Source organism: Bradyrhizobium sp. URHC0002, assembly GCF_054059515.1.
On sequence record NZ_JBSSCF010000001.1, the window covers coordinates 766174 to 785963 of the forward strand.

Consider the following 19790-nt stretch of genomic DNA (forward strand, 5'->3'; position numbering starts at 1 on the left):
GCCGGACGTTCGCATCAGGCGTGGGCGTGCACGTCAACTTCGCATGCACCGTCCACGCCCGGTGTCGCAAGCATGCGAACTTCACAGGTGCCTTCCCAACCCGGCATGTGCTCGAGGTGCAACTGCATGAACTCCCTCGCGGCGGCCACCGCCTCTTCCATGTCCCGGAGTTCAAAGATCGCGTAGCCGCCGATCAGCTCCTTGGTCTCGACGAATGGCCCATCGATCACACCGAGCTTGCTGTTCGTTATCCTGACCTGCGCGCCGGCCATCGCAATCGGCATCAAGCCGCCCATATCGAGCATGCGGCCGGCCTTGATCTCGCGGTCGGCGAGCTTGCCCATCGCCTCCGCCAGCGCAGGCGTCGGGCCTTTGTCGGACTGAGGCGAGGTAACGATATACATGAAGCGCATCGAAAAACTCCCGTTGAGGCGAGTTGCGGCGGTGATCGCCCGCAAAACCGGCTCGCTATGGGAGACGACGAACGGGAAGCCGCCGGATCGACAGGCGCGCCGGAAATATTTCCGCGGGCCACTTGCCGGAAACCGGCCGGCCGGATGATTGCAACCGGGGCTGCCGACGCTGTAGGCTCCCGGAATCAGTGCTCATTGGGGGCAAGCATGAAATCGCGCAGCGGCCGATTTGGCGTCCCGGGTTTCCTGTCGATCCTGGCTGCCATCTTCATTTTCACATCCGCGCCCGCCGGCGCCGCCACCATCGTCGCGCTTGGCGCCAGCAACACCTATGGCAAGGGGGTCGCGCGCAACCAGGCCTATCCCGCACAACTCGAGGCGATATTGCGGACAAAGGGAGCCAACGTCCGTGTCGTCAACGCCGGCATCAACGGCGACACCACGGAAGGCATGTTGCAGCGCCTTGATCGCGTTGTGCCGAACGGGACCAGCGCCGTCATCCTGCAGCCCGGCGGCAACGACCGGCGCAAGGGCTCGCCGGACCGAACATCGGAAATTCAGAGCCGGCTGAGGGCCCGGGGCATCCCGGTGATCATGATCGCCAACGGCACGTTCAGGGGATTGCCGCATCAGCCCGACGGCCAGCATCTGACGCCGGAAGGCTACCACATGCTCGCCGAGCATGTGGCGTCTCAGGTCGCAGGAGTAATCGGCCGCTGAAGTCGGAAGCTACTGTCCGCGCATCATGATCAGGGGATCTGCCGCGTCAGGCACCCGCCGCCACTGCGCATTGTCATCGGCCTCGAACTGCCAGGTGTCGCCCTTGGCCGACAGCAGCAGCATCCGGCCGTGATCGAGGCGCCACTGGTTCGGCGCGAAAGCTGCAACCGCCGGATCGCATTTCGGCTTCAGGAACACCTGGAAATTGTCGCCCGTCGCCTCGGTGTTGGTCAGCGTCAGGCCGCAGATCGTCTGGCCGTTGCCGCGAACCATCGACCAGTCACCGATCATCTGGTCCATCGACTTGGCGAGCGAGCGGGCAGCAGCGAGGTTCTGCAGGATGTAGACGCCCTCACCGGTCCGCAAGCCTTCGAAGATGCCGCTCTCGACTTCGGTGAAGTCGATCACCGGTTGGCCTGCGGCGTCCTGCATCCGCACGATATCCAGCCCCTTGATATTCCAGGCCGTGATTTCCTTGGTGAACGGCAGCGCCGCGGCACAGCCGGGCTCAAGCTCGAGCTTGAGCCCCTGCGGCGTCGTATCGCCCTTCAGCGTGACGACGCAGGTCTTGCTGCGCTCGGTAGTGGCAAGCTCCCACTGCCCGATCATGTCCTTTTTCAGGGTCGAGGCATCCTGCGCCGCGACCTGCGGTGCAAGCGCGAGCAGCGCCGTCAGCGCTGCCACCGTGATGCCTAAGCGCCCGGACAACATCAGCGCCCCTTCACCGGGGTTTCCGGAACCGGCGTCAGCGGCGCCTTTCCGGCAAACCAGTCTTTCAGATTGTCGACGACAAGCTGATCCATCGCATTGCGCGTTACCACCGAAGCTGAGCCAATATGTGGCAACAGCACGACATTTTGCATGGCCTTCAACTCGTCCGGCACGTTCGGCTCGTTGGCGAACACGTCGAGCCCGGCCGCGAGAATGGTGCCGGATTTCAGCGCCGCCACCAGCGCCGGTTCGTCGACGACGGAGCCGCGCGCGACGTTGATCAGCACGCCGCGCGGGCCGAGCGCCTTCAGCACGTCGGCATTGATCATCTTTGCGGTCGAGGCGCCGCCGGGCACGATCACGATCAGCGTGTCCACCGCCTTCGCCATTTCCATCAGATCAGGGTAGTGCTTGTAGGACACGGCCGACGACGGATTGCGCGAGTGATAGGACACCGGCACCAGCGAAGCCTCGAGCCGGCGTCCGATCGCCTGCCCGATGCGGCCCATGCCGACGATCCCGACCTTGCGGTCGCGCAGCGAGCCGACGCTCAAGGGATAGTTCTGGGTCTGCCAAAGGCCGGAGCGCAGATAACGGTCGGCCTTGACGAACTCGCGCAGGGTCGAAATCAGAAGCCCCATCGCGACGTCGGCGACTTCTTCCGTCAGCACGTCGGGCGTGTTGGTGACGACGATATTGTGCTCACGCGCATAGGCGCAATCGACATGGTCGTAACCGACACCGAAGCTCGCGATCATTTCGAGCTTGGGGAAATGCGACAGCGCCTTCGCATCGGCCGACACCATGTGATAGGTCACCGCCATGCCGCGGATCTTCGCTATCGTCTCGGGCGTCAACCGTTCGAGGTCGGCGCGGCTCTCCGCCATATGCAGGACGAACTGGTCCGAAAAGCCGTTTTCCAGTATAGGCCTGACTGGCCCGTAGATCAGGAGATCGATCTTTTCGGACGAAACATTCGCGGCAGCCATCAATTTTCCTTTCCAAGCGCGCTCTCATGCCAGCGCCGAAGTACCAGATGCGAAACTAGCGCCAGCAGCCCATAGATGACAATCCCGGCGACGGACAGCAACAGCAACGCCGCGAACATTCGGGGAATGTTGAGGCGATAGCCGGACTCGGCGATCCGGAAGGCCAGCCCCGACCCCGCGCCCGCGGTGCCCGCCGCGATTTCGGCGACCACGGCCCCGATCAGCGACAGGCCGCCCGCGATCCGCAGGCCGCCGAGGATATAGGGCAGCGCCGCCGGCAATTTCAGGTACCGCAGCGTCTGCAGCCGTGACGCGCCGTAGAGCTGAAACAGCCCGGCCAGATTGCGGTCCACCGAATTCAGCCCGAGCGTGGTGTTGGACAGGACCGGAAAGAAACCGACGATCCAGGCGCAGACGATGACTGCTGTCTGCTGCGGCAGATAGATCAGCAATAACGGCGCAATTGCGATCACCGGCGTGACCTGCAGGATCACCGCATAGGGAAACAGCGAATATTCCAGCCATTTCGACTGATTGAACAACAGCGCCAGCGCGACGCCGCCGACGGCCGCGGCGATGAAGCCTTCCAGCGTGGTGAGCAGGGTCACACCGAGCGATTCCGACAGCACCGGCCAGTCGCCGACCAGCGTCTGAAACACGAGATAAGGGCTCGGCAGCACGTAGGGCTGGATGTCGTTGACGCGCACCACGAGTTCCCACAAGCCAAGGCCCGCCGCCAGCACAACGACTGGCAGCAGCATCCGGCCGATATTCTGGAAGGAGCTCACGCGCTGCGCTGCCCGGAATAGGACGGCGCGAGCGCGCTGGAGACCTCGCGGCAATAGGCGGCATATTCGGCCGAGGTACGAAATTCCTCCCCGCGCGGCTCCACGGTGGCGATGCGAAACGCGCTTGCCAAGCGGCCCGGCCGCGCCGTCATCACGGTCACCCGCTGCGACAGGTAGACCGACTCGAATACCGAATGGGTGACGAAGATGACGGTCTTGTGCAGCTTGCGCCACAGATCAAGCAGATCGTTGTTGAGCCGAAAGCGCGTGATCTCGTCGAGCGCCGCGAACGGCTCGTCTAGCAGCAGAATATCCGGGTCGGTGACGAGCGCGCGCGCCAATGAGACCCGCATCTTCATGCCGCCGGATAGTTCGCGGGGGTAGGCATCGGCAAATTCGGATAGGCCGACCTGCGCCAGTGCCTCCTCGATGCGGCTGTCGGCCTCGGCCGGCGGCGCATGCGAAAGCTTCAGCGGCAGGCGAACGTTTTCGCGCACGCTTGCCCACGGCATCAAGGTCGGCTCCTGAAACACAAAGCCGATGGGATGCCGCCCATTCGCCCTGTTGGCGCGATGGGAAACGATCACCGTGCCTTCACTCGGTACGCTGAGTCCCGCAATCAGCCGCAGCGCGGTCGATTTTCCACAGCCGGAAGGCCCAAGCAATGAGACGAATTCGCCTTCGGCGACATCGAGATCGAGCGGCCCGAGCGCGGTCACGCCGTTGTCATAGACTTTGGTAACGGCGCGCAGACGCACCGCAAGGCCGGTCACATCGAGATCCGTCTCGGACAACGCAGGCTCGGCCATCTCGCGTCAGTTCTTCGGCCGCAGATCGAGGCCGACGCCCTTGTTGACGAAGCGCAAGGTGTAGGCCTGGCGGAAATCGATATCGCGGCGAACCACGCCGGCCCGCATCATCTTGTCGAAGAAGCTCGCAACGCGCGCGTCGTTCATGGCGCCGATGCCGTCGCGCAAGGTGTCGCCGGAATCGACGATGCCGTATTCCTTCATCTTGGCGACGGAATAGCCGAGCAGTTCGTCGGTCATTTCCGGGTTTATCTTCTTGATCATGGCGTTGCCGGCCGAATTGTCGCCGTAGAGATAATTGTACCAGCCGATCGCGGAAGCATCGACGAAACGCTGCACCAGGTCGGGCTTCTTGTCGACGATCTCGCGGCGGGTCTCGATCAGGGTCGAATAGGCGTTGAAGCCGTGATCGGCGAGCAGGATCACGCCCGGCTTGAAGCCGGCTGCCTTCTCGACGGCGTACGGTTCGGAGGTGACATAGCCCTGCATCGCGCTCTGCTTGTTCACGATGAAGGGCTGCGAATTGAAGGTGTAGGGTTTCACCTTGCTCTCGCTGAACCCGTATTCGGACTTCAGCCATTGGAAGTAACTCGCAACGCCTTCCTTGGACACCAGCAGCGTCAGCGGCTTGAGCTCTTCGAGTTTTGTAATTTTGGCTTCCGGATGGGTCAGGAAAACCTGCGGATCCTTCTGGAAGATGGCGGCGACCGCGACCAGCGGCACGTTGTTGGCGACCGCGTCGAACGATTGCAGCGTGTTGGCGCTCATGAAGAAGTCGAGCTTGCCGACGGTCAAGAGGATGCGGTTGTTGGTGTTGGGGCCTCCCGGCACGATGGTGACGTCGAGGCCGTATTTGTTGTAGGTGCCGTCGGCAACCGCCTGGAAGAAGCCGCCATGTTCGGCCTCCGCGACCCAGTTGGTTCCGAACGACACCTTGTCGAGGGTTTCCGCGCGCGCCGGCATCAGCCCCGTCACCAGCGTCAAAAGACCTGCGGTTAACGCTCGCGTCAAAAAGGCCGGGTTCATGGTTGGACTCCGTCGATCGTTCTGGCCCATGATGGGAGGCGGCGGACGTGGATCACGTCCCCGGAATATCTAGCAAACTACCCTGCAAATTCATCCAAAGAAACGCTTCGCTCGATGGCTGCAACCGTTCCGCCCCGCGACTGGACCGAGATCCACTGGCCGGATATCGCCAACGCCGATGCCAAGGCCGACGCTGCGCGCTGGATCGCGGTGCTGCCGCTGGCGGCGACCGAACAGCACGGGCCGCATCTGCCGCTGGAAACCGACGTCCTGATCGGCGAGGCCTATCTGGCGCGGGTGCGCGAACTGTTGCCTGCAGCACTTCCCGTCACCTTTCTGCCGTTGCAGCCGGTCGGCATTTCCACCGAACATATCGACTATCCGGGAACGCTGACGCTGCCGACCGATGTTGCGCTGAAGGAGTGGATGGCGATCGGCGAGCGTGTCGCGCAAGCCGGCATCCGCAAGCTGGTGATCGTGACCAGCCATGGCGGCAACAGCGCGGCGATGTCGCTGGTGGCGCAGGATCTGCGCGCGCATCACGGGCTTCTCGTGGTCACCACGAGCTGGTCGCGCTTCGGTGCGCCGGATGGACTGTTTTCCGCGGAAGAAATCCGTCACGGCATTCATGGCGGCGCTGTCGAGACGTCGATCATGCTGGCGCGCTATCCCCACACAGTGCGGCGAGAGGCGATCGCCGATTTTCAGTCCTCCAGCATCGCGATGGAGCAGAAATTTCGTTGGCTCTCGGCGCATCGGCCGGTCCCCTTCGCGTGGCAGGCGCAGGACCTGCATGAAAGCGGCGCGGTCGGCGACGCCACCAACGCCTCCGCGGAGAAAGGCGAACAACTTCTCGATCACGGCGCGCGCGCGTTCTGCGAATTGCTCGATGACGTCGACAAATTCGATCCGGAATTGTTTCGTCGCCGGCCGAAGAATTGAGCTAACTACTTGTAATATATAAGAAATAAATGACGAAACCATATTTCCAGGCGCGTTTTCGAACCGCTTTCTAGCACGCTCCGTCCAACTCCACAATGGCCGCCTAACGCAGGATGGAGACTTCCATGTCGATCAAGACCAAGTTCGCCGCTCTCGCTCTCGCCACCCTTGCCGTAACCGGCACGATCGCATCCACCACCACCCAGGCGCAGGCCAAGCCGCTCGGCTGGGGCATCGGAGCCGGCCTCGTCGGCGCCGCGATTGTCGGCACCGCCATCGCCGCCAGCAACGACGGTTACTACTACGACGGCTATCGCCGCTGCGGCTGGGTCCGCCAGTTCGACGCTTTCGGCAATTACGTCGGCCGCGTCCGTACCTGCGGTTACTGATTTCTGCGGCTGACTTGGTTTCTGTTTGAGAAGCGTTCTCTTCAAGCAAGCCACTTCAGACTTGAAAACGCTTCGTCTTGTTTGACGCGTTTTCTTCACGATCCGGAAGACCACTTCGCTCGAAAACGCTTCTCGTGGATTTGCGTCCAGCACGGACGCCTCATCCACCTCCGTGCTGAACCCGACCCGCCCGGTTGTCCCGCCGGGCGGGTCACCTTTTTGAAGGGTGCAGGCCCGGCCGCCAGGGCCGGCCCGTCGCGAGGTGTCCGCGATGTCCCCGAACGCCCGTCAGCGATCTGTCCGAACGGTAGCCGCGGCAGCGATGACGTGTTGCAGCCACGTCACGCAACGGTGCCATCCAACCGCTATCGTCGGCGCCCTTCTTGCTATTGCGAATTACTTGCAATAAGGATCGAGGCGTAAATGGCGGAATGATCCCGGTCTGGCGCTGACCGGGGAAGCCGCATGGAATCCGATCGGGGGCGACGGGGTTGATGACTTCATTTGTTGGGTGGCGGCGGGCATTCGAATCTGCCGTGATGGCGGGCAGCGACAACATGGGTCGCATCGGGAATGTCCGCACTGTGAACCGCAAGCGCCGATCCCTCGAACATGCGTTGGCCGGCGCCGCGTTCGGCGCGCTGACGCTCGGCAGCCCGGCCATGGCGGCCGACATGCCGCTCAAGGCACCCCATCTTCGCCCGGCGTTCGACTGGAGCGGCTTCTACATCGGCGGGCATACCGGCTATCACCGCGGCTCGTCGTTCGCGACGCTGACCGACCCTGCCTTCGCCACGACCAACAGCGTAGTCAGCGGCCTGATCGGCGGCGTGCAGGCCGGATATAATTATCGCCTCTCCTCAGGCCTGTTGCTCGGCGTCGAAGCCGATCTGACCTTTCCGAACTATATGCCGTCCAACCACGTTGTCGCCAAGTTCGCGACGGCGCGCTCTGACCTCGAAGAGCGCTGGGACTATTTTGGCACCGTGCGCGGCCGCGTTGGCTATACCAGCGGGCCTTGGCTGGCCTACGCCACCGGTGGCTTCGCATGGACCGGCGAACGGTTTCTCAATACGCCCACCGGCGTCGACGTCGAAGAGAAGCATATCAATGTCCGCCCCGGTTGGGCAGCGGGCGCTGGACTGGAATACGCTTTCGCGCCGCACTGGAGCGCGAAGCTTGAATATCTCTATGCCCAGTTCGGCAAAGCAGATGTCCGCTTCCCGTCGGGAGCGCAGTACAATTCAACGTTCGACTTCCAGCAGATCCGCATCGGCCTCAACCGCAAGGTCGATTGGCCCGGATCGAAAAGCTGGTCACCGAAGACGGACCTGACCGATCCCGAATCCGACCGCTGGGAAATCCACGGCCAGAGCACCTATCTGGGACAGGGCTATCCGGCATTCCGCGCGCCCTATACCGGCACCAACAGCCTGACCCCGGCGCGGCAGTATCAGGCCACCTGGAGCAACAGCCTTTATCTGAACGCAAGGCTCTGGGAAGGCGGCGAGGTTTACTACAACCCCGAACTGCTGCAGGGCTTTGGCCTGAGCGACACCGTCGGCCTCGCCGGATTTTCCAGTGGCGAGGCGCAGAAGTCTAACTTCCCCTACCCGCACTACAACACCTCGCGGCTGTATGTGCGCCAGACCTTCGGGTTCGGCGGCGAGCAGGAGGAGCTTGCCAGCGGGCAGCTACAGCTTCCAGGCAAGGTCGACGTCAACAGGCTGACGCTGCAGGCCGGCAAGTTCTCGGTCGGCGATATCTTTGACGGCAACGCCTACGCCAAGGACACCCGCAAGGATTTCATCAACTGGTCGATCTGGGCGCCCGGCGCCTTCGACTATGCCGCCGACAAGCTCGGGCTCACCTACGGCATGACCGCTGAACTCAACCAGAAGAACTGGGCACTGCGCGGCGGCTATTTCCTGATCGGCGCGGTATCCAACTCCAACAATTTCGACACGCAGGTCTTCCGCCGCGGCCAGTATGTGGCAGAACTGGAGACGCGCTATTCGCTGTTCTCACGGCCGGGCAAGCTGCGCACCATCGGCTGGGTGAGCAGCGCCAATTCCGGCAGCTATCGCGACACGCTGAACGATCCGGCGCTCAATCTCGACATTGCGCTGACGCGCACGGGCCGCCCCAAATACGGTTACGTCTTCAACGTCGAACAGTCGGTCACGGATGACATTGGCCTGTTCGGCCGCTGGAGCTGGAACAACGGCAAGACCGAGATCATGTCGTTCACCGATATCGACGCTTCCCTGTCAGGGGGCGTGTCGATCAAGGGCACCAAATGGGGCAGGCCCGACGACGTGATCGGCATCGGCGGCGCCATCAACGCACTGTCGCGCGACCACCGCGACTTCATCGCCGCCGGCGGCCTTGGCCCCCTGATCGGCGACGGGCAACTCAATTACCGCAAGGAGCGCATCCTCGAGACCTACTACGCCTATTCGGTGACCAAGGCGATCACAGTGACGGCGGACTACCAGTTCGTCACCAATCCCGCTTACAATGCCGACCGCGGCCCGGTCCATGTGTTCTCCGGGAGGCTGCACGGAGAGTTCTAGTCTCACGATCCGGCAGCCGCGCGGTGACGGCGATTCCTTAGTTCTTGATCGCCTGGGTGCTCGCCAGGTTCGGCATCAATCTCTGACACGGCTGATGTTCCCGGCCCCGCGCCTTTCGCTTTCGCGCCGACCAGACGATAGAGCGCCGGCAGCACGAACAGGGTCAGGAACGTCGCGGTGATCAACCCGCCGATCACAACCGTCGCCAGCGGCTTCTGAACCTCCGCTCCGGTACCGGTGGCGAGCGCCATCGGGATGAAGCCCACGGATGCCACCAGCGCCGTCATGACAACCGGTCTCAGCCTGGTGACCGCGCCCTCGATGATCGCCTCCCGCGGAGGCTGGCCGCGCTCGATGAGCTGCTTGATGAAGGTCAGCATCACCAGCCCGTTGAGCACGGCGACGCCGGACAGCGCGATGAAGCCCACCGCGGCCGAGACCGAGAACGGCATGCCGCGCAGCCAGAGCGCCACGACGCCTCCCGACAGCGCGAGCGGCACCGCGCTGAAAACCAGCAGCGCGTCGCGCGCGGAGCCCAGCGCCGCAAACAGAATCAGAAAGATCATCACAAAGCAGGCCGGCACCACGATGGTCAGGCGCTCTCGCGCCGAGGTGAGGTTCTCGAACTGCCCTCCCCAGGTGATCCAGTATCCGGACGGAAGCTTCACGCCTTGCGAAATCTTCTCCTGAGCTTCGCGCACCACCGAGCCGATGTCCCGGCCGCGCACATTCGCCGTCACCACGACGCGGCGCTTTCCGTTTTCGCGGCTGACCTGGTTGGGCCCCTCCGTGAATGCCAGCGACGCCACGTCGCGCAACGGAATCGTCATGCGCGGCGGTGCGCCGCCCTCGCCTGGAAGCGGCACCGGAAGCCCTGATATCACGTCGGCATTGGCGCGAAGCGCATCCGGAAGCCGGACCACGATCTGGAAGCGGCGGTCGCCCTCGAACACCAGCCCGGCCTCCCGCCCGCCGATCGCGGTACCGATCACGTCCTGAACGGCGGCAATGCTCAAACCCCGCCGCGATATCTCCTTCTTGTCGATGCCGATTTCGACGAACGGCAGTCCCGTCACCTGCTCGACCCTGACGTCCTGGGCGCCATGAATGCCCCGCAACACGCCAGCTACTTCGTTGGCGGATTTCAGCATCGGCTCGAACTCGTCGCCGAATATCTTGACCGCGATATCCTCGCGAACACCGGCGATCAGCTCGTTGAAGCGCATCTGGATCGGCTGGGAGAAGCTGAAACTGGTGCCCACCAGTTTTTGCAATTCAGGCTCCATGCGTTCGATCAATTCGGCCTTTGTCAGCGACGGATCGGGCCATTCCTCCTGCGGCTTCAGGATGACGTAGGTATCGGCAGCGTTCGGCGGCATCGGATCGGCGGCGATGTCGGGCGTCCCGACGCGAGAAAACACGAATGCCACTTCACGAAATTTCGAGACTGCCTGTTCGAGATCGAGCTGCATGGCCTGCGATTGCGCCAGCGACGTGCTGGGAATCCGCCGCGCCTCGATCACGAGGTTTTTTTCGTCGAGCGTCGGGTTGAACTCCTGTCCAAGCGACAGGAATACCAAGACGCTCAGCGCAAAGGCCGCAGCGCCGACACCCAGCACGAGGCCCGGCACCTTCAACGACCGCGTCAGCGCCGACCGGTAAAGATCGGCAAGCCCGCGAACCAGCCGGTTCGGCTTCTCCTGCACGCGCCCGGTGACGGCGATCGCAATCATTGCCGGAACGAATGTCAGCGACAGCACGAACGCCGACAGCAAGGCGATGATGACGGTCAGCGCCATCGGCTCGAACATCTTGCCTTCGACGCCGGAAAACGTCAGCAGCGGGATGTAGACCAGCATGATCACCGCCTGCCCGTAGACGGACGGCGCAACCATCTCCTTTGCCGCGAGCCGCACCGTCTCCAGCCGCTCCGGAAGATCGAGCTGGCGTCCGAGCTGATGCTGCCGGTTGGCCAGGTGCCGGAGGCAGTTCTCGGTGATGATCACCGCGCCGTCGACGATCAGGCCGAAGTCGATCGCGCCGAGACTCATCAGGTTGGCGCTGACTTTGGCCTGCAGCATGCCGGTGACCGTCAACAGCATCGCGGCTGGTATCACCAGTGCGGTGATCAGAGCCGCGCGAAAGTTGCCGAGCAGGGCGAACAGGATGACGACGACGAGAAGCGCGCCCTCCGACAGGTTCTTGGCCACCGTGGTGATGGTGGCGTCGACCAGTTGCGTCCGGTTGAGCAGGGTCTTTGCGACGATCCCGGGCGGCAGCGCCTTGTTGATCGCTTCGATCTTTGCAGCGGCGGCGGCGGACACCGTCCGGCTGTTGCCGCCGACCAGCATCAGCGCGGTACCGAGCACGGCCTCGTGCCCGTCGAGGCTGGCGCTGCCGGTCCGCAGTTCACGCCCGATCGAAACCTCGGCCAGGTCCTTCACCCGCAACGGCGTGTCGCCGCGGGTGGCGACGACGATCTCGCCGATCTCGGAGATATCCTCGATCCGCCCGGCGGCGCGCACGACATAATTCTCGCCGTTGCGCTCGACATAATTCGCGCCCCGGCTGACATTGTTGGCCTCCACCGCCTTGACGATGTCGGCGAACGAGATGCCATAGGCGATCGACTTGGCCGGATCCGGCGCGATCTGATACTGCTTGACATAGCCGCCGATCGCATCGGCGCCAGCGACACCCGGCACGCTGCGCATCTGCGGGCGGATAATCCAGTCCTGCACCGTGCGCAGGTAGACCGCGCGCTCGAAATCGTTGCGCAGATGCCGGCCTTCCGGCGTGAGATAGCTGCCGTCGCTCTGCCAACCCGGCTTGCCATCGGCGACCGGCGTATCCTTTGGCGGCTTCTGGTATTCGACCGCCCACCAATACACTTCGCCCAGCCCCGTCGAGATCGGACCGAGCTTGACCTCGGCCTCGGGCGGAAGCGATTGCCGGATCTCCTGCAGACGCTCATTCACCTGCTGCCGCGCGAAGTAAATGCTGGTCTTGTCGCGGAACACCGCCGTCACCTGGGCAAAGCCGTTGCGGGAGAACGAGCGCGTGTATTCGAGGGTCGGGGTGCCGGCCAGGATGTTTTCGATCTGGAACGTGATCTGCTTTTCCATCTCGACCGGCGTCAGCGCCGGTGCGATGGCATTGATCTGCACCTGGTTGTTTGTCACGTCAGGCACCGCATCGATCGGCAGCTTGTTGAGTGACCAGACGCCAAGCGCGCAGGCGACCGCGGTCAACAGCACGATGAACCAGCGGTGACGGACCGAAAGGTCGAGGATTTTCTCGATCATCACTCGTCCGCCTTTGCTTTTCCGAGATCGGACTTAAGGACAAACGTGTTGAGGACGGCGACAATCTCGCCCGGCTTGAGGCCGCCGAGCACCTCGACCGCATCCTCGGTCATGGCTCCCGCCTGCACCGCACGCGCCTCAAACCCCTCCGGCACCTGCACGAATGCCGTCAGCTTTCCTTCGACGGTCTGAACCGAACTTCTCGGCAGCAGCAACGAGACAGCGCGCCGGTCGACGGGAATGCTTGCACCGACAAAAGACCCCGGACGCCATCGGCCGTCCGCATTGTCGAGCGAGACGATAACCCGCGTCGTCCTTGTCTCTTTGCTCACCATCGGACTGATGAAGATGGTCTTGCCGGTGGCCTTGGCGCGCGCGGAGTCCTCGATCGTGATGCCATCGCCCTCCTTCAGAAGCACAAGGTCCGGCGCCGACGCGACGAGTTCGACCCAGACCGACGACAGGTCGGCGACGACATAAATCTCCTTCTCCTGCTGATCGCCGCCGACCGGCGCGCCGAGATCGACCCGCCGTTCGATCACCCGGCCTGATATCGGCGAGCGCAGCGCATAGCGCCGCAGGTTCGCGACCGGCTGTTTCGGAAGCTCGGCGATCTCCGCCTCGTCGACATCCAGCGCCGAGAGTTTCTGGCGCGCCAGATCGTGCCGCAACTTCGACAGGGAAAATGCGTTCTCGGCACGGAGGAATTGCTGCTCGGCGGATATCTTCTTCTCGAACAGCGACCGCTCGCGCTCGAACAGGGTGGTTTGCAGTTCGAGATTGGCGCCCGCCGTCAGGAATTCGCTCTTGGCGTCGGCGACCTCACGGCTTTCCAGGTAGGCGACGACCTCGCCCTTCTGAACGACATCGCCGAGGCGTTTGCGCAACTCGACCACGGTGCCGATCACCTTGGCCGGCACATGACCGATCCGGTCGGGGTCCATCATCACGTTGCCCGGGACGCGCACAGTGCGCAGGAGATTGCCCGGTCCGACCGGGGCCACCTCGATGCGCAAGGCAGCGATTTGCGCTGGTGACAGTTTGATGAGGCCTTCGCGGCTGCCGGCGGGCGGGCTTTCAGGCGCTGCCCAGACTGGCTGCGCAAACGCCAGGCCCAGCCCCAAGCCAAGGGCTGATAACTTCGTTGATATAGACATTTAGATCATTCCTGCGGAAAGCTCGCGCGGCGCGGGCGGCGGCGGATATGCCGACGACCGACGCGGCGCATGGACGCCGTTTCGTATCCATTCGCAGGGCGCGAAAAGCGCCTGCGGCTTTAAATGCAGGTGGTTCTTGGGGGACGTTCAGGGGTGGGCTGCTTCAACCCCTCGACAGAAAGGCTTGCCGGCAGTGGGACGCTTTCCGCCTTCAATTGCTGGATCGTGGCCTGCGCCTGGACTGCGGGCAATCCAACCGATCCGATATCGGCCGTGTGAAGATGCGGCACGACATTATTCTCGTCGTGATCGGGCAGTCCGCAGGAACGGTCGTTACCGAGGCAGATAATCGTCGTAGCAGGCGATGCGGCTTGCGCGACTTCGACCTCATGATGCGCGCTCTCGCTGGCGGACGCGGCCGCGCTCGCGCCAAACGACAGCGTCAGCGCGATACAGAATAGAGCCAACCAGCGCGACCGGAACCCGGCCAGCCCCGGCTTCCTGCGAAGGGCGTTCATGGGCGCATGTATAGATAATTGAGCGAAATCGCACAACCGCCGAACCATCGCGGATGCGTGAACCGGAACTGATGCCCCCACAATTGCCGCAATCTGCACCGGCGTCACGTGCCTGCCTGTGCCGAAGCGTCACTGATTTTCATGGCCAGCAGCTTGTCGATGCGCCGGCCATCGAGATCGACGATCTCGAAGCGCCAACCCTCTACCTCGATGCGATCGCCGACGTCAGGTATCCGGCCGAACTGGCTGAGCAGAAAACCTGCCACCGTCTGGTAGTGACGGGACACCGGCAGCTCGAACCGGAGCAGCGAAGCAAACTCGACGGCGGACATCCACCCCGAGATCAAATACGACCCGTCGTCGCGCCGGACGGCCGCCGCTTCCGGCGGCCCCTCCTCCGTGTGGAAACCGCCGACGATCGATTCCAGGATATCCGCACTGGTCACCACGCCCTGGAACGCGCCATATTCATCGTGGACCAGCCCGATATGGACGGTGGAATCGCGCAGGATGGCGACGACATCCCGCGCATCGAGAAATTCCGGAATGACCGGCGCCGGCCGGACCAGCTTGGCGATGTCAGGCGTCTGCTCCGAGAGATAGCAGTCCAGCATGTCCTTGGCCTTGACGATCCCGACCGCGGCATCGGCGGCGGGATCGAAAACCACAAATTGGGAATGGTTACTGGCAGCCAGCGCGGATCGGATGGCTTGCGGGCTGTCGGCCAGATTGATCATGCTTACCTCGCGACGCGGTGTCATGACGGCACCGACGGGAAGATCACCGAGGCGCATGACGCCCGCAATCATTTCCTTTTCCCCGGGTTCGAGCACGCCGGCATTCTCGGCTTCGACTACCAGGGTGCGGATTTCATCCTCGCTGACTTTCTCCCCGGCCGAGCCGCGGTGACCGAGCAGCCACAACAACGCCTTGCCCGATCGATCGAGAAGCCAGACGACAGGTGACGAAATCTTCGCAAGCATCATCATGTAGGGCGCGACGCGCACCGCCACCGATTCAGGATCGCGCAAGGCAATCTGCTTGGGGACAAGTTCGCCGATGACGAGCGACGCGTAGGTGATCACGGTCACGACAGCACTGACGCCGATGGCGTCGGCCAGGCCCTGCGACCATCCGGCCGCGGTCAGCAGGCTGGTCAGCCGCAGGCCGAGCGTGGCGCCGGAAAACGCGCCCGACAGCACGCCGATCAGCGTAATGCCGATCTGCACCGTCGAAAGAAATTTTCCAGGATCGGATGCCAGCGCCAGCGCGCGGCGGGAACCCTTGACGTTTTTTTCAGCCAGTGCCGCCAGCCGTGCCGGCCGCGACGACACGATCGCCAGCTCCGACATCGAAAGCAGGCCGTTGGTGACAATCAGGATCGTCACGATCCCGAGTTCGAAGTACAGCATTGTCGCTTTCTTGCGGGTTCCATACCGGCGCGACGGAGAGACTGCGCCAGAACAACCCTACCAGAAAGCCCTCCCGGCCAGATGCAAGAGAGCGTGGGAAAACGGCGAACATTTTCATCACGCCGGCTGGAACGAATCCGCGCGCGCCATCGCCCAATCGTCGCGGAAGCGCGGATCCTGGGTGCCGTCGATCAACTCGCCCGGACGCAGCGACGGATAGAGTTTCGCGAACGTCAATGTGTCGTTCGTGGAGGATCGCTGCGAGAAGTGGATCGGCCGTAATTGCTGCGGATGTTCGAGCCCGGCTGCAGCGAGAAGTTCGGACAGGGCGTGCAGGGTGGCGTGATGGTAGCAATAGACCCGCTCGGCCTTGAGCGGCACCACCAGCGCGCGGGCGCGGAGCGGGTCCTGGGTGGTCACGCCGGTCGGGCATCGATCGGTATGGCAGCTCAGCGACTGGATGCAACCGAGCGCGAACATGAAGCCGCGCGCCGAATTGCACCAGTCGGCGCCGATTGACATGGCGCGTGCCATGTCGAACGCGGTCGCAATCTTGCCGGCGGCGCCGATCTTGATGCGGTCGCGCGCATTGATGCCGATCAGTGCGTTATGGACGAAATTGACGCCCTCCCGCATCGGCATGCCCAGATGATCCATGAATTCCAGCGGCGCAGCACCGGTGCCACCTTCGTTGCCGTCGACCACGATGAAATCAGGATATATCCCGGTCTGCAGCATCGCCTTGCAGATCGCCAGGAATTCCCAGGGATGACCGACGCACAGCTTGAACCCGGCGGGCTTGCCGCCGGACAGCCGCCGCATCTCGCCGATGAAGGCCATCATTTCCAGCGGCGTCGAAAACGCGCGGTGGGTGGCCGGCGAAATGCAATCCTCGCCCATGGCGACGCCCCGGATTTTGGAGATCTCTTCCGACACCTTGGCCGCCGGCAGCACGCCGCCATGTCCGGGCTTGGCGCCCTGGCTGATCTTGAGTTCGACCATCTTGATCTGATCGTCGCTGGCGACGCGGGCAAATTCCTCCGGGTTGAACGAGCCATCGCGGTTGCGGCAGCCGAAATAGCCCGAGCCGATCTCCCAGATGATGTCGCCGCCGTTTTCGCGATGATACGGACTGACACCCCCCTCGCCGGTGTCATGCGCGAAGCCGCCCTTCTTGGCACCGGTGTTAAGCGCCCGCACCGCGTTGGGGCTGAGCGCCCCAAAACTCATCGCGGAGATGTTGAAGACCGAGGCCGAGTACGGCTTGGTGCAGTCAGGACCACCGATGGTGACGCGAAATTGATCGACGGCACGAGGGGGCTTCGGCAGCATCGAATGGTGCATCCATTCATAACCGTCGCGATAGACGTCCTCCTGGGTGCCAAACGGCCGCTTGTCGAGCACCATCTTGGCGCGCTGATAGACCAAGGCGCGGGTGTCGCGGGAAAACGGCATGCCGTCCTTCTCGCTCTCGAAGAAGTATTGCCGCATCTCCGGGCGAATTTCCTCGAGCAGGAAACGAATATGCGCCGAGATCGGATAGTTACGTAAAACGGCGTGGTTCTTCTGGGTGAGATCGCGAAGGCCGAGAAATGTGAGGGCGCCGAAGATCACGATCGGAATCAGCAGGATTTCCCACGCCTTAGGGTTATGGTCGAAAATCCCGATGCCGGTCAGCAAGGCTGTGACGACAGCGCAAATCGTGAGAACGATGTAGCGCGGCGAGAACGGAAGCAGCAGCGTGTCCATGGGATCCTCAGCCAATTATTATTCTTGCCAGCCCGCAGCTTAGTCCAACCAATGGAGCAAGCGCCATACGATATACGGGCGCACAATCGCGGATGTGACCACGGACAGAAAAATTATTTGCCTGTCCGCCCGTCCCTGTCATCAACCGATCACGACCGCCTTTTGCAGTGCAGCGTAATAGCGTATCGGCTGCTCAGTGGCCGTGCAGCCGCATCTCGTGTGGAATCTTGCCCTGCTGCAGGCCGTGCTGGGCCAGCCAGGCGTCGGTGGAGAGAATGGCGCGGTCGATATGATCGGCGGTTCGCGAGAAATCGTAGGGTGAGCCCACCAGCGGGCACAGCGGCGGCACCACGAAATACTCGATATCGGGCGCCAGCGCTTCGAGTTCGTTGACCAGTTGCCGCGCGATCAGGAGCGTCAGCGCATGCAGCGCGTTGGCGACCGCCCCGACCGGCGGCGCCTGGTTCGCGCAGGCGTGCCCGGTCGGCAGAATGATCAGGCGCCTGGCGCCCTTCTTCACGGCGACCCGTATCGGCGTGTTGCTGGAGATCGCGCCGTCGGCAAGATATCGATCCTTGTAGCGGATCGGCGAGAACGCGCCGGGGATCGCGGTGGACGCAACGATCGCCTCCGCGGTGGAGCCTTCCGACAACACCACGCTGTCGCCGGAGACGATGTCGGTGGTGACGATGTGCACCGGCAGCTTCGCCTCCTCCAGATTGCGATAGGGGATGTGATCCTCGATCAGCTTGCGGATGCCGTCATGGGAGATCAGGAAATCGCGGTGCCACAGGAAGCCCAGCACCGTCCGCCAGCTCATCGGAAAGACGTCGTGTCGCGTCAAGCCGCGCCAGATTTCGGCGAGCCGCTGCACGCCGCCGAGCGTGGGATCGCCGGCATAGAACGCGCCGTTCAGGGCGCCAACGCTGGAGCCGACCACCATATCCGCGGCGACGCCGTGGGCGGCGAGCGAATGCAGCATGCCCACCTGGATGGCGCCGAAGCTGCCGCCGCCCGCAAACACCAAGGCAGTTTTCGACGGACCAATCTCGTCGCGTACCGACACCCGCACACTCCCTCATCGCCGCGTCGGCAACGGGCCGCGCGACGTGCGGGGGTCATTATAGCAGCGGGGGCGTGGGGTGGGCTACTGGACGCGAGCGAGGATCTCGGGCCACGTCGTCCCTGCCTGGTGCGCAATTGCGCACGGGGCGCAGGGACGACAAAGGATGAAGGTTCGATCGTCTCAACGCTCGACGAATGCCTTCTCGATCACGAAATGGCCGGGCTTGTTGCCGCTGCCTTCGAGGAAGCCGCCGGATTCGAACATCACCTTCAGCTCTTCCAGCATCCCCGGGCTGCCGCACATCATGACGCGGTCGGTCTCGATATTGAGCGGCGCCTGGTGAATGTCGTTGAACAACTGCTCGGAAGAGATCAGGTCGGTGATGCGGCCGCGGTTACGGAACGGCTCGCGGGTCACGGTCGGATAATACAGCAGTTTCTCCGACAGCAACGGCCCGAACAGTTCGTCGTCGCGCAGCTTGGCGACCAGCTCTTCGCCATAGGCCAGTTCGGAAACCTGACGGCAGCCGTGAACGAGCACGATGGTCTCGAACCGCTCATAGACGTCGGGGTCCTTGATCAGGCTCGCAAACGGCGCGAGACCGGTGCCGGTCGACAGCAGCAGCAGGCGCTTGCCCGGAATCAGATTGTCGGTGATCAGCGTGCCGGTCGCCTTGCGGCCGACCAGGATCTCGTCGCCCTCGCGGATCTTCTGCAGCTTCGAGGTCAGCGGTCCGTCCGCAACCTTGATGGAGAAGAACTCGAGCTCTTCCTCGTGATTGGCGCTCGCCATGCTGTAGGCCCGCAGCAGCGGCCGGCCCTCGACCTCGAGGCCGATCATCGCAAACTGGCCATTCTCGAAACGGAAACCGGAATCGCGGGTCGCCCGGAAGCTGAAAAGCGTATCGGTCCAGTGGCGGACGGAAAGGACTTTCTCTCTATAGAACGCGCTCATGTGTTTTCGTTTTCCCTGACGTCTCGATGTAGAACGTTTCGGTTTTCGGGCCTCGAAGCGCCAAAAATCAGCGAAATTACCCGCGATTTGTCGCTTCATTTGCGCACGGCACAGACATAGTCAATATGACCTACAGCACAATCGATAACTCGGAATGGCTGTCGGTCTAATTTGCAAAAAGGTTCGATTCGCTTCGTTAATGCTTTCTCGCGCAATTAACTTGCTGAATTCGGCATCGATCTGGCAATAAATGACCACGTCAAATT

Annotated in this window: 17 protein-coding genes; 4 read left to right on the top strand and 13 right to left on the bottom strand. The window is 62.9% G+C overall.

The genetic code is table 11. The features are described 5' to 3' along the window. Window positions 1-14: 14 nt before the first annotated feature. Window positions 15-413, bottom strand: coding sequence for a YciI family protein (locus ACVWVY_RS03730; RefSeq protein ID WP_456625110.1), 399 nt, complete (start codon window positions 411-413; stop codon window positions 15-17). 207 nt (window positions 414-620) lie between these two features. Here ACVWVY_RS03730 and ACVWVY_RS03735 point away from each other — a divergent pair, with 207 nt between their 5' ends. Continuing rightward, window positions 621-1133, top strand: a complete 513-nt coding sequence (locus tag ACVWVY_RS03735; protein ID WP_456625111.1) for a GDSL-type esterase/lipase family protein — start codon at window positions 621-623, stop codon at window positions 1131-1133. Window positions 1134-1142: 9 nt separating this feature from the next. Here ACVWVY_RS03735 and ACVWVY_RS03740 read toward each other — a convergent pair whose 3' ends face one another. Genes ACVWVY_RS03740 through ACVWVY_RS03760 form a run of 5 tightly spaced genes read right to left on the bottom strand, consistent with a single transcriptional unit; the run spans window position 1143 to window position 5456 of the window. Then, complete coding sequence (locus ACVWVY_RS03740) at window positions 1143-1844, bottom strand: AprI/Inh family metalloprotease inhibitor (protein WP_456625112.1); 702 nt, start codon at window positions 1842-1844, stop codon at window positions 1143-1145. Then, entirely contained in the window at window positions 1844-2833 is a 990-nt protein-coding gene (locus ACVWVY_RS03745; RefSeq protein WP_456625113.1) for a 2-hydroxyacid dehydrogenase, read from the bottom strand. The genes ACVWVY_RS03740 and ACVWVY_RS03745 overlap by 1 nt, the downstream gene beginning before the upstream one ends. Then, a complete protein-coding gene (locus ACVWVY_RS03750; protein WP_456632090.1) occupies window positions 2833-3594 on the bottom strand; it encodes an ABC transporter permease in 762 nt (253 codons plus the stop codon). Before ACVWVY_RS03750 ends, ACVWVY_RS03745 begins: the two co-directional genes overlap by 1 nt. Window positions 3595-3617: 23 nt before the next feature. Next, entirely contained in the window at window positions 3618-4430 is an 813-nt protein-coding gene (locus ACVWVY_RS03755; protein ID WP_456625114.1) for an ABC transporter ATP-binding protein, read from the bottom strand. Between the two features lie 6 nt (window positions 4431-4436). Next, window positions 4437-5456, bottom strand: coding sequence for an ABC transporter substrate-binding protein (locus ACVWVY_RS03760; RefSeq protein ID WP_456625115.1), 1020 nt, complete (start codon window positions 5454-5456; stop codon window positions 4437-4439). Window positions 5457-5570: 114 nt separating this feature from the next. Between ACVWVY_RS03760 and ACVWVY_RS03765 the strand changes: the two genes are divergently transcribed. The 3 genes from ACVWVY_RS03765 (at window position 5571) to ACVWVY_RS03775 (ending at window position 9363) form a co-directional block, all read left to right on the top strand. Further along, window positions 5571-6398: a creatininase family protein gene (locus ACVWVY_RS03765; RefSeq protein WP_456625116.1), complete on the top strand. Its 828-nt coding sequence runs from the start codon at window positions 5571-5573 to the stop codon at window positions 6396-6398. Window positions 6399-6523: 125 nt separating this feature from the next. After that, window positions 6524-6787 carry a hypothetical protein gene (locus ACVWVY_RS03770; protein WP_456625117.1) on the top strand — a complete coding sequence of 88 codons (264 nt, stop codon included), beginning with the start codon at window positions 6524-6526 and terminating at the stop codon, window positions 6785-6787. 662 nt (window positions 6788-7449) lie between these two features. Then, a complete protein-coding gene (locus tag ACVWVY_RS03775; RefSeq protein WP_456632091.1) occupies window positions 7450-9363 on the top strand; it encodes a carbohydrate porin in 1914 nt (637 codons plus the stop codon). A 2-nt stretch (window positions 9364-9365) separates the two neighbouring features. On the opposite strand, the gene ACVWVY_RS03780 is transcribed toward ACVWVY_RS03775, so the two are convergent. The 7 genes from ACVWVY_RS03780 to ACVWVY_RS03810 all read right to left on the bottom strand — a co-directional run bounded on the left by ACVWVY_RS03780 (window position 9366) and on the right by ACVWVY_RS03810 (window position 19524). After that, the gene (locus ACVWVY_RS03780; RefSeq protein ID WP_456625118.1) at window positions 9366-12668 is read right to left on the bottom strand and encodes an efflux RND transporter permease subunit; all 3303 of its coding nucleotides are present in this window, start codon (window positions 12666-12668) and stop codon (window positions 9366-9368) included. Then, window positions 12668-13825 (bottom strand): efflux RND transporter periplasmic adaptor subunit, encoded by a 1158-nt coding sequence (locus ACVWVY_RS03785; RefSeq protein WP_456625119.1) that lies wholly within the window; start codon window positions 13823-13825, stop codon window positions 12668-12670. Before ACVWVY_RS03785 ends, ACVWVY_RS03780 begins: the two co-directional genes overlap by 1 nt. Window positions 13826-13944: 119 nt before the next feature. Further along, a complete protein-coding gene (locus tag ACVWVY_RS03790; protein WP_456625120.1) occupies window positions 13945-14451 on the bottom strand; it encodes a hypothetical protein in 507 nt (168 codons plus the stop codon). Further along, window positions 14448-15755: a hemolysin family protein gene (locus ACVWVY_RS03795; RefSeq protein WP_456625121.1), complete on the bottom strand. Its 1308-nt coding sequence runs from the start codon at window positions 15753-15755 to the stop codon at window positions 14448-14450. The genes ACVWVY_RS03790 and ACVWVY_RS03795 overlap by 4 nt, the downstream gene beginning before the upstream one ends. 117 nt (window positions 15756-15872) lie before the next feature. Further along, the gene (locus ACVWVY_RS03800; protein WP_456632092.1) at window positions 15873-17504 is read right to left on the bottom strand and encodes an FMN-binding glutamate synthase family protein; all 1632 of its coding nucleotides are present in this window, start codon (window positions 17502-17504) and stop codon (window positions 15873-15875) included. 193 nt (window positions 17505-17697) lie between these two features. Beyond that, window positions 17698-18570, bottom strand: a complete 873-nt coding sequence (locus ACVWVY_RS03805) for a patatin-like phospholipase family protein (RefSeq protein WP_456625122.1) — start codon at window positions 18568-18570, stop codon at window positions 17698-17700. 180 nt (window positions 18571-18750) lie between these two features. Then, window positions 18751-19524: a ferredoxin--NADP reductase gene (locus ACVWVY_RS03810; RefSeq protein WP_456625123.1), complete on the bottom strand. Its 774-nt coding sequence runs from the start codon at window positions 19522-19524 to the stop codon at window positions 18751-18753. Between the last annotated feature and the right edge of the window lie 266 nt (window positions 19525-19790).

Coding starts and splice junctions, on each gene's coding strand:
- ACVWVY_RS03730 (WP_456625110.1), bottom strand. CDS start 413: ATGCGCTTCATGTATATCGTTACCTCGCCTCAGTCCGACAAAGGCCCG.
- ACVWVY_RS03735 (WP_456625111.1), top strand. CDS start 621: ATGAAATCGCGCAGCGGCCGATTTGGCGTCCCGGGTTTCCTGTCGATC.
- ACVWVY_RS03740 (WP_456625112.1), bottom strand. CDS start 1,844: ATGTTGTCCGGGCGCTTAGGCATCACGGTGGCAGCGCTGACGGCGCTG.
- ACVWVY_RS03745 (WP_456625113.1), bottom strand. CDS start 2,833: ATGGCTGCCGCGAATGTTTCGTCCGAAAAGATCGATCTCCTGATCTAC.
- ACVWVY_RS03750 (WP_456632090.1), bottom strand. CDS start 3,594: ATGCTGCTGCCAGTCGTTGTGCTGGCGGCGGGCCTTGGCTTGTGGGAA.
- ACVWVY_RS03755 (WP_456625114.1), bottom strand. CDS start 4,430: ATGGCCGAGCCTGCGTTGTCCGAGACGGATCTCGATGTGACCGGCCTT.
- ACVWVY_RS03760 (WP_456625115.1), bottom strand. CDS start 5,456: ATGAACCCGGCCTTTTTGACGCGAGCGTTAACCGCAGGTCTTTTGACG.
- ACVWVY_RS03765 (WP_456625116.1), top strand. CDS start 5,571: ATGGCTGCAACCGTTCCGCCCCGCGACTGGACCGAGATCCACTGGCCG.
- ACVWVY_RS03770 (WP_456625117.1), top strand. CDS start 6,524: ATGTCGATCAAGACCAAGTTCGCCGCTCTCGCTCTCGCCACCCTTGCC.
- ACVWVY_RS03775 (WP_456632091.1), top strand. CDS start 7,450: ATGGCGGCCGACATGCCGCTCAAGGCACCCCATCTTCGCCCGGCGTTC.
- ACVWVY_RS03780 (WP_456625118.1), bottom strand. CDS start 12,668: ATGATCGAGAAAATCCTCGACCTTTCGGTCCGTCACCGCTGGTTCATC.
- ACVWVY_RS03785 (WP_456625119.1), bottom strand. CDS start 13,825: ATGTCTATATCAACGAAGTTATCAGCCCTTGGCTTGGGGCTGGGCCTG.
- ACVWVY_RS03795 (WP_456625121.1), bottom strand. CDS start 15,755: ATGCTGTACTTCGAACTCGGGATCGTGACGATCCTGATTGTCACCAAC.
- ACVWVY_RS03800 (WP_456632092.1), bottom strand. CDS start 17,504: ATGGACACGCTGCTGCTTCCGTTCTCGCCGCGCTACATCGTTCTCACG.
- ACVWVY_RS03810 (WP_456625123.1), bottom strand. CDS start 19,524: ATGAGCGCGTTCTATAGAGAGAAAGTCCTTTCCGTCCGCCACTGGACC.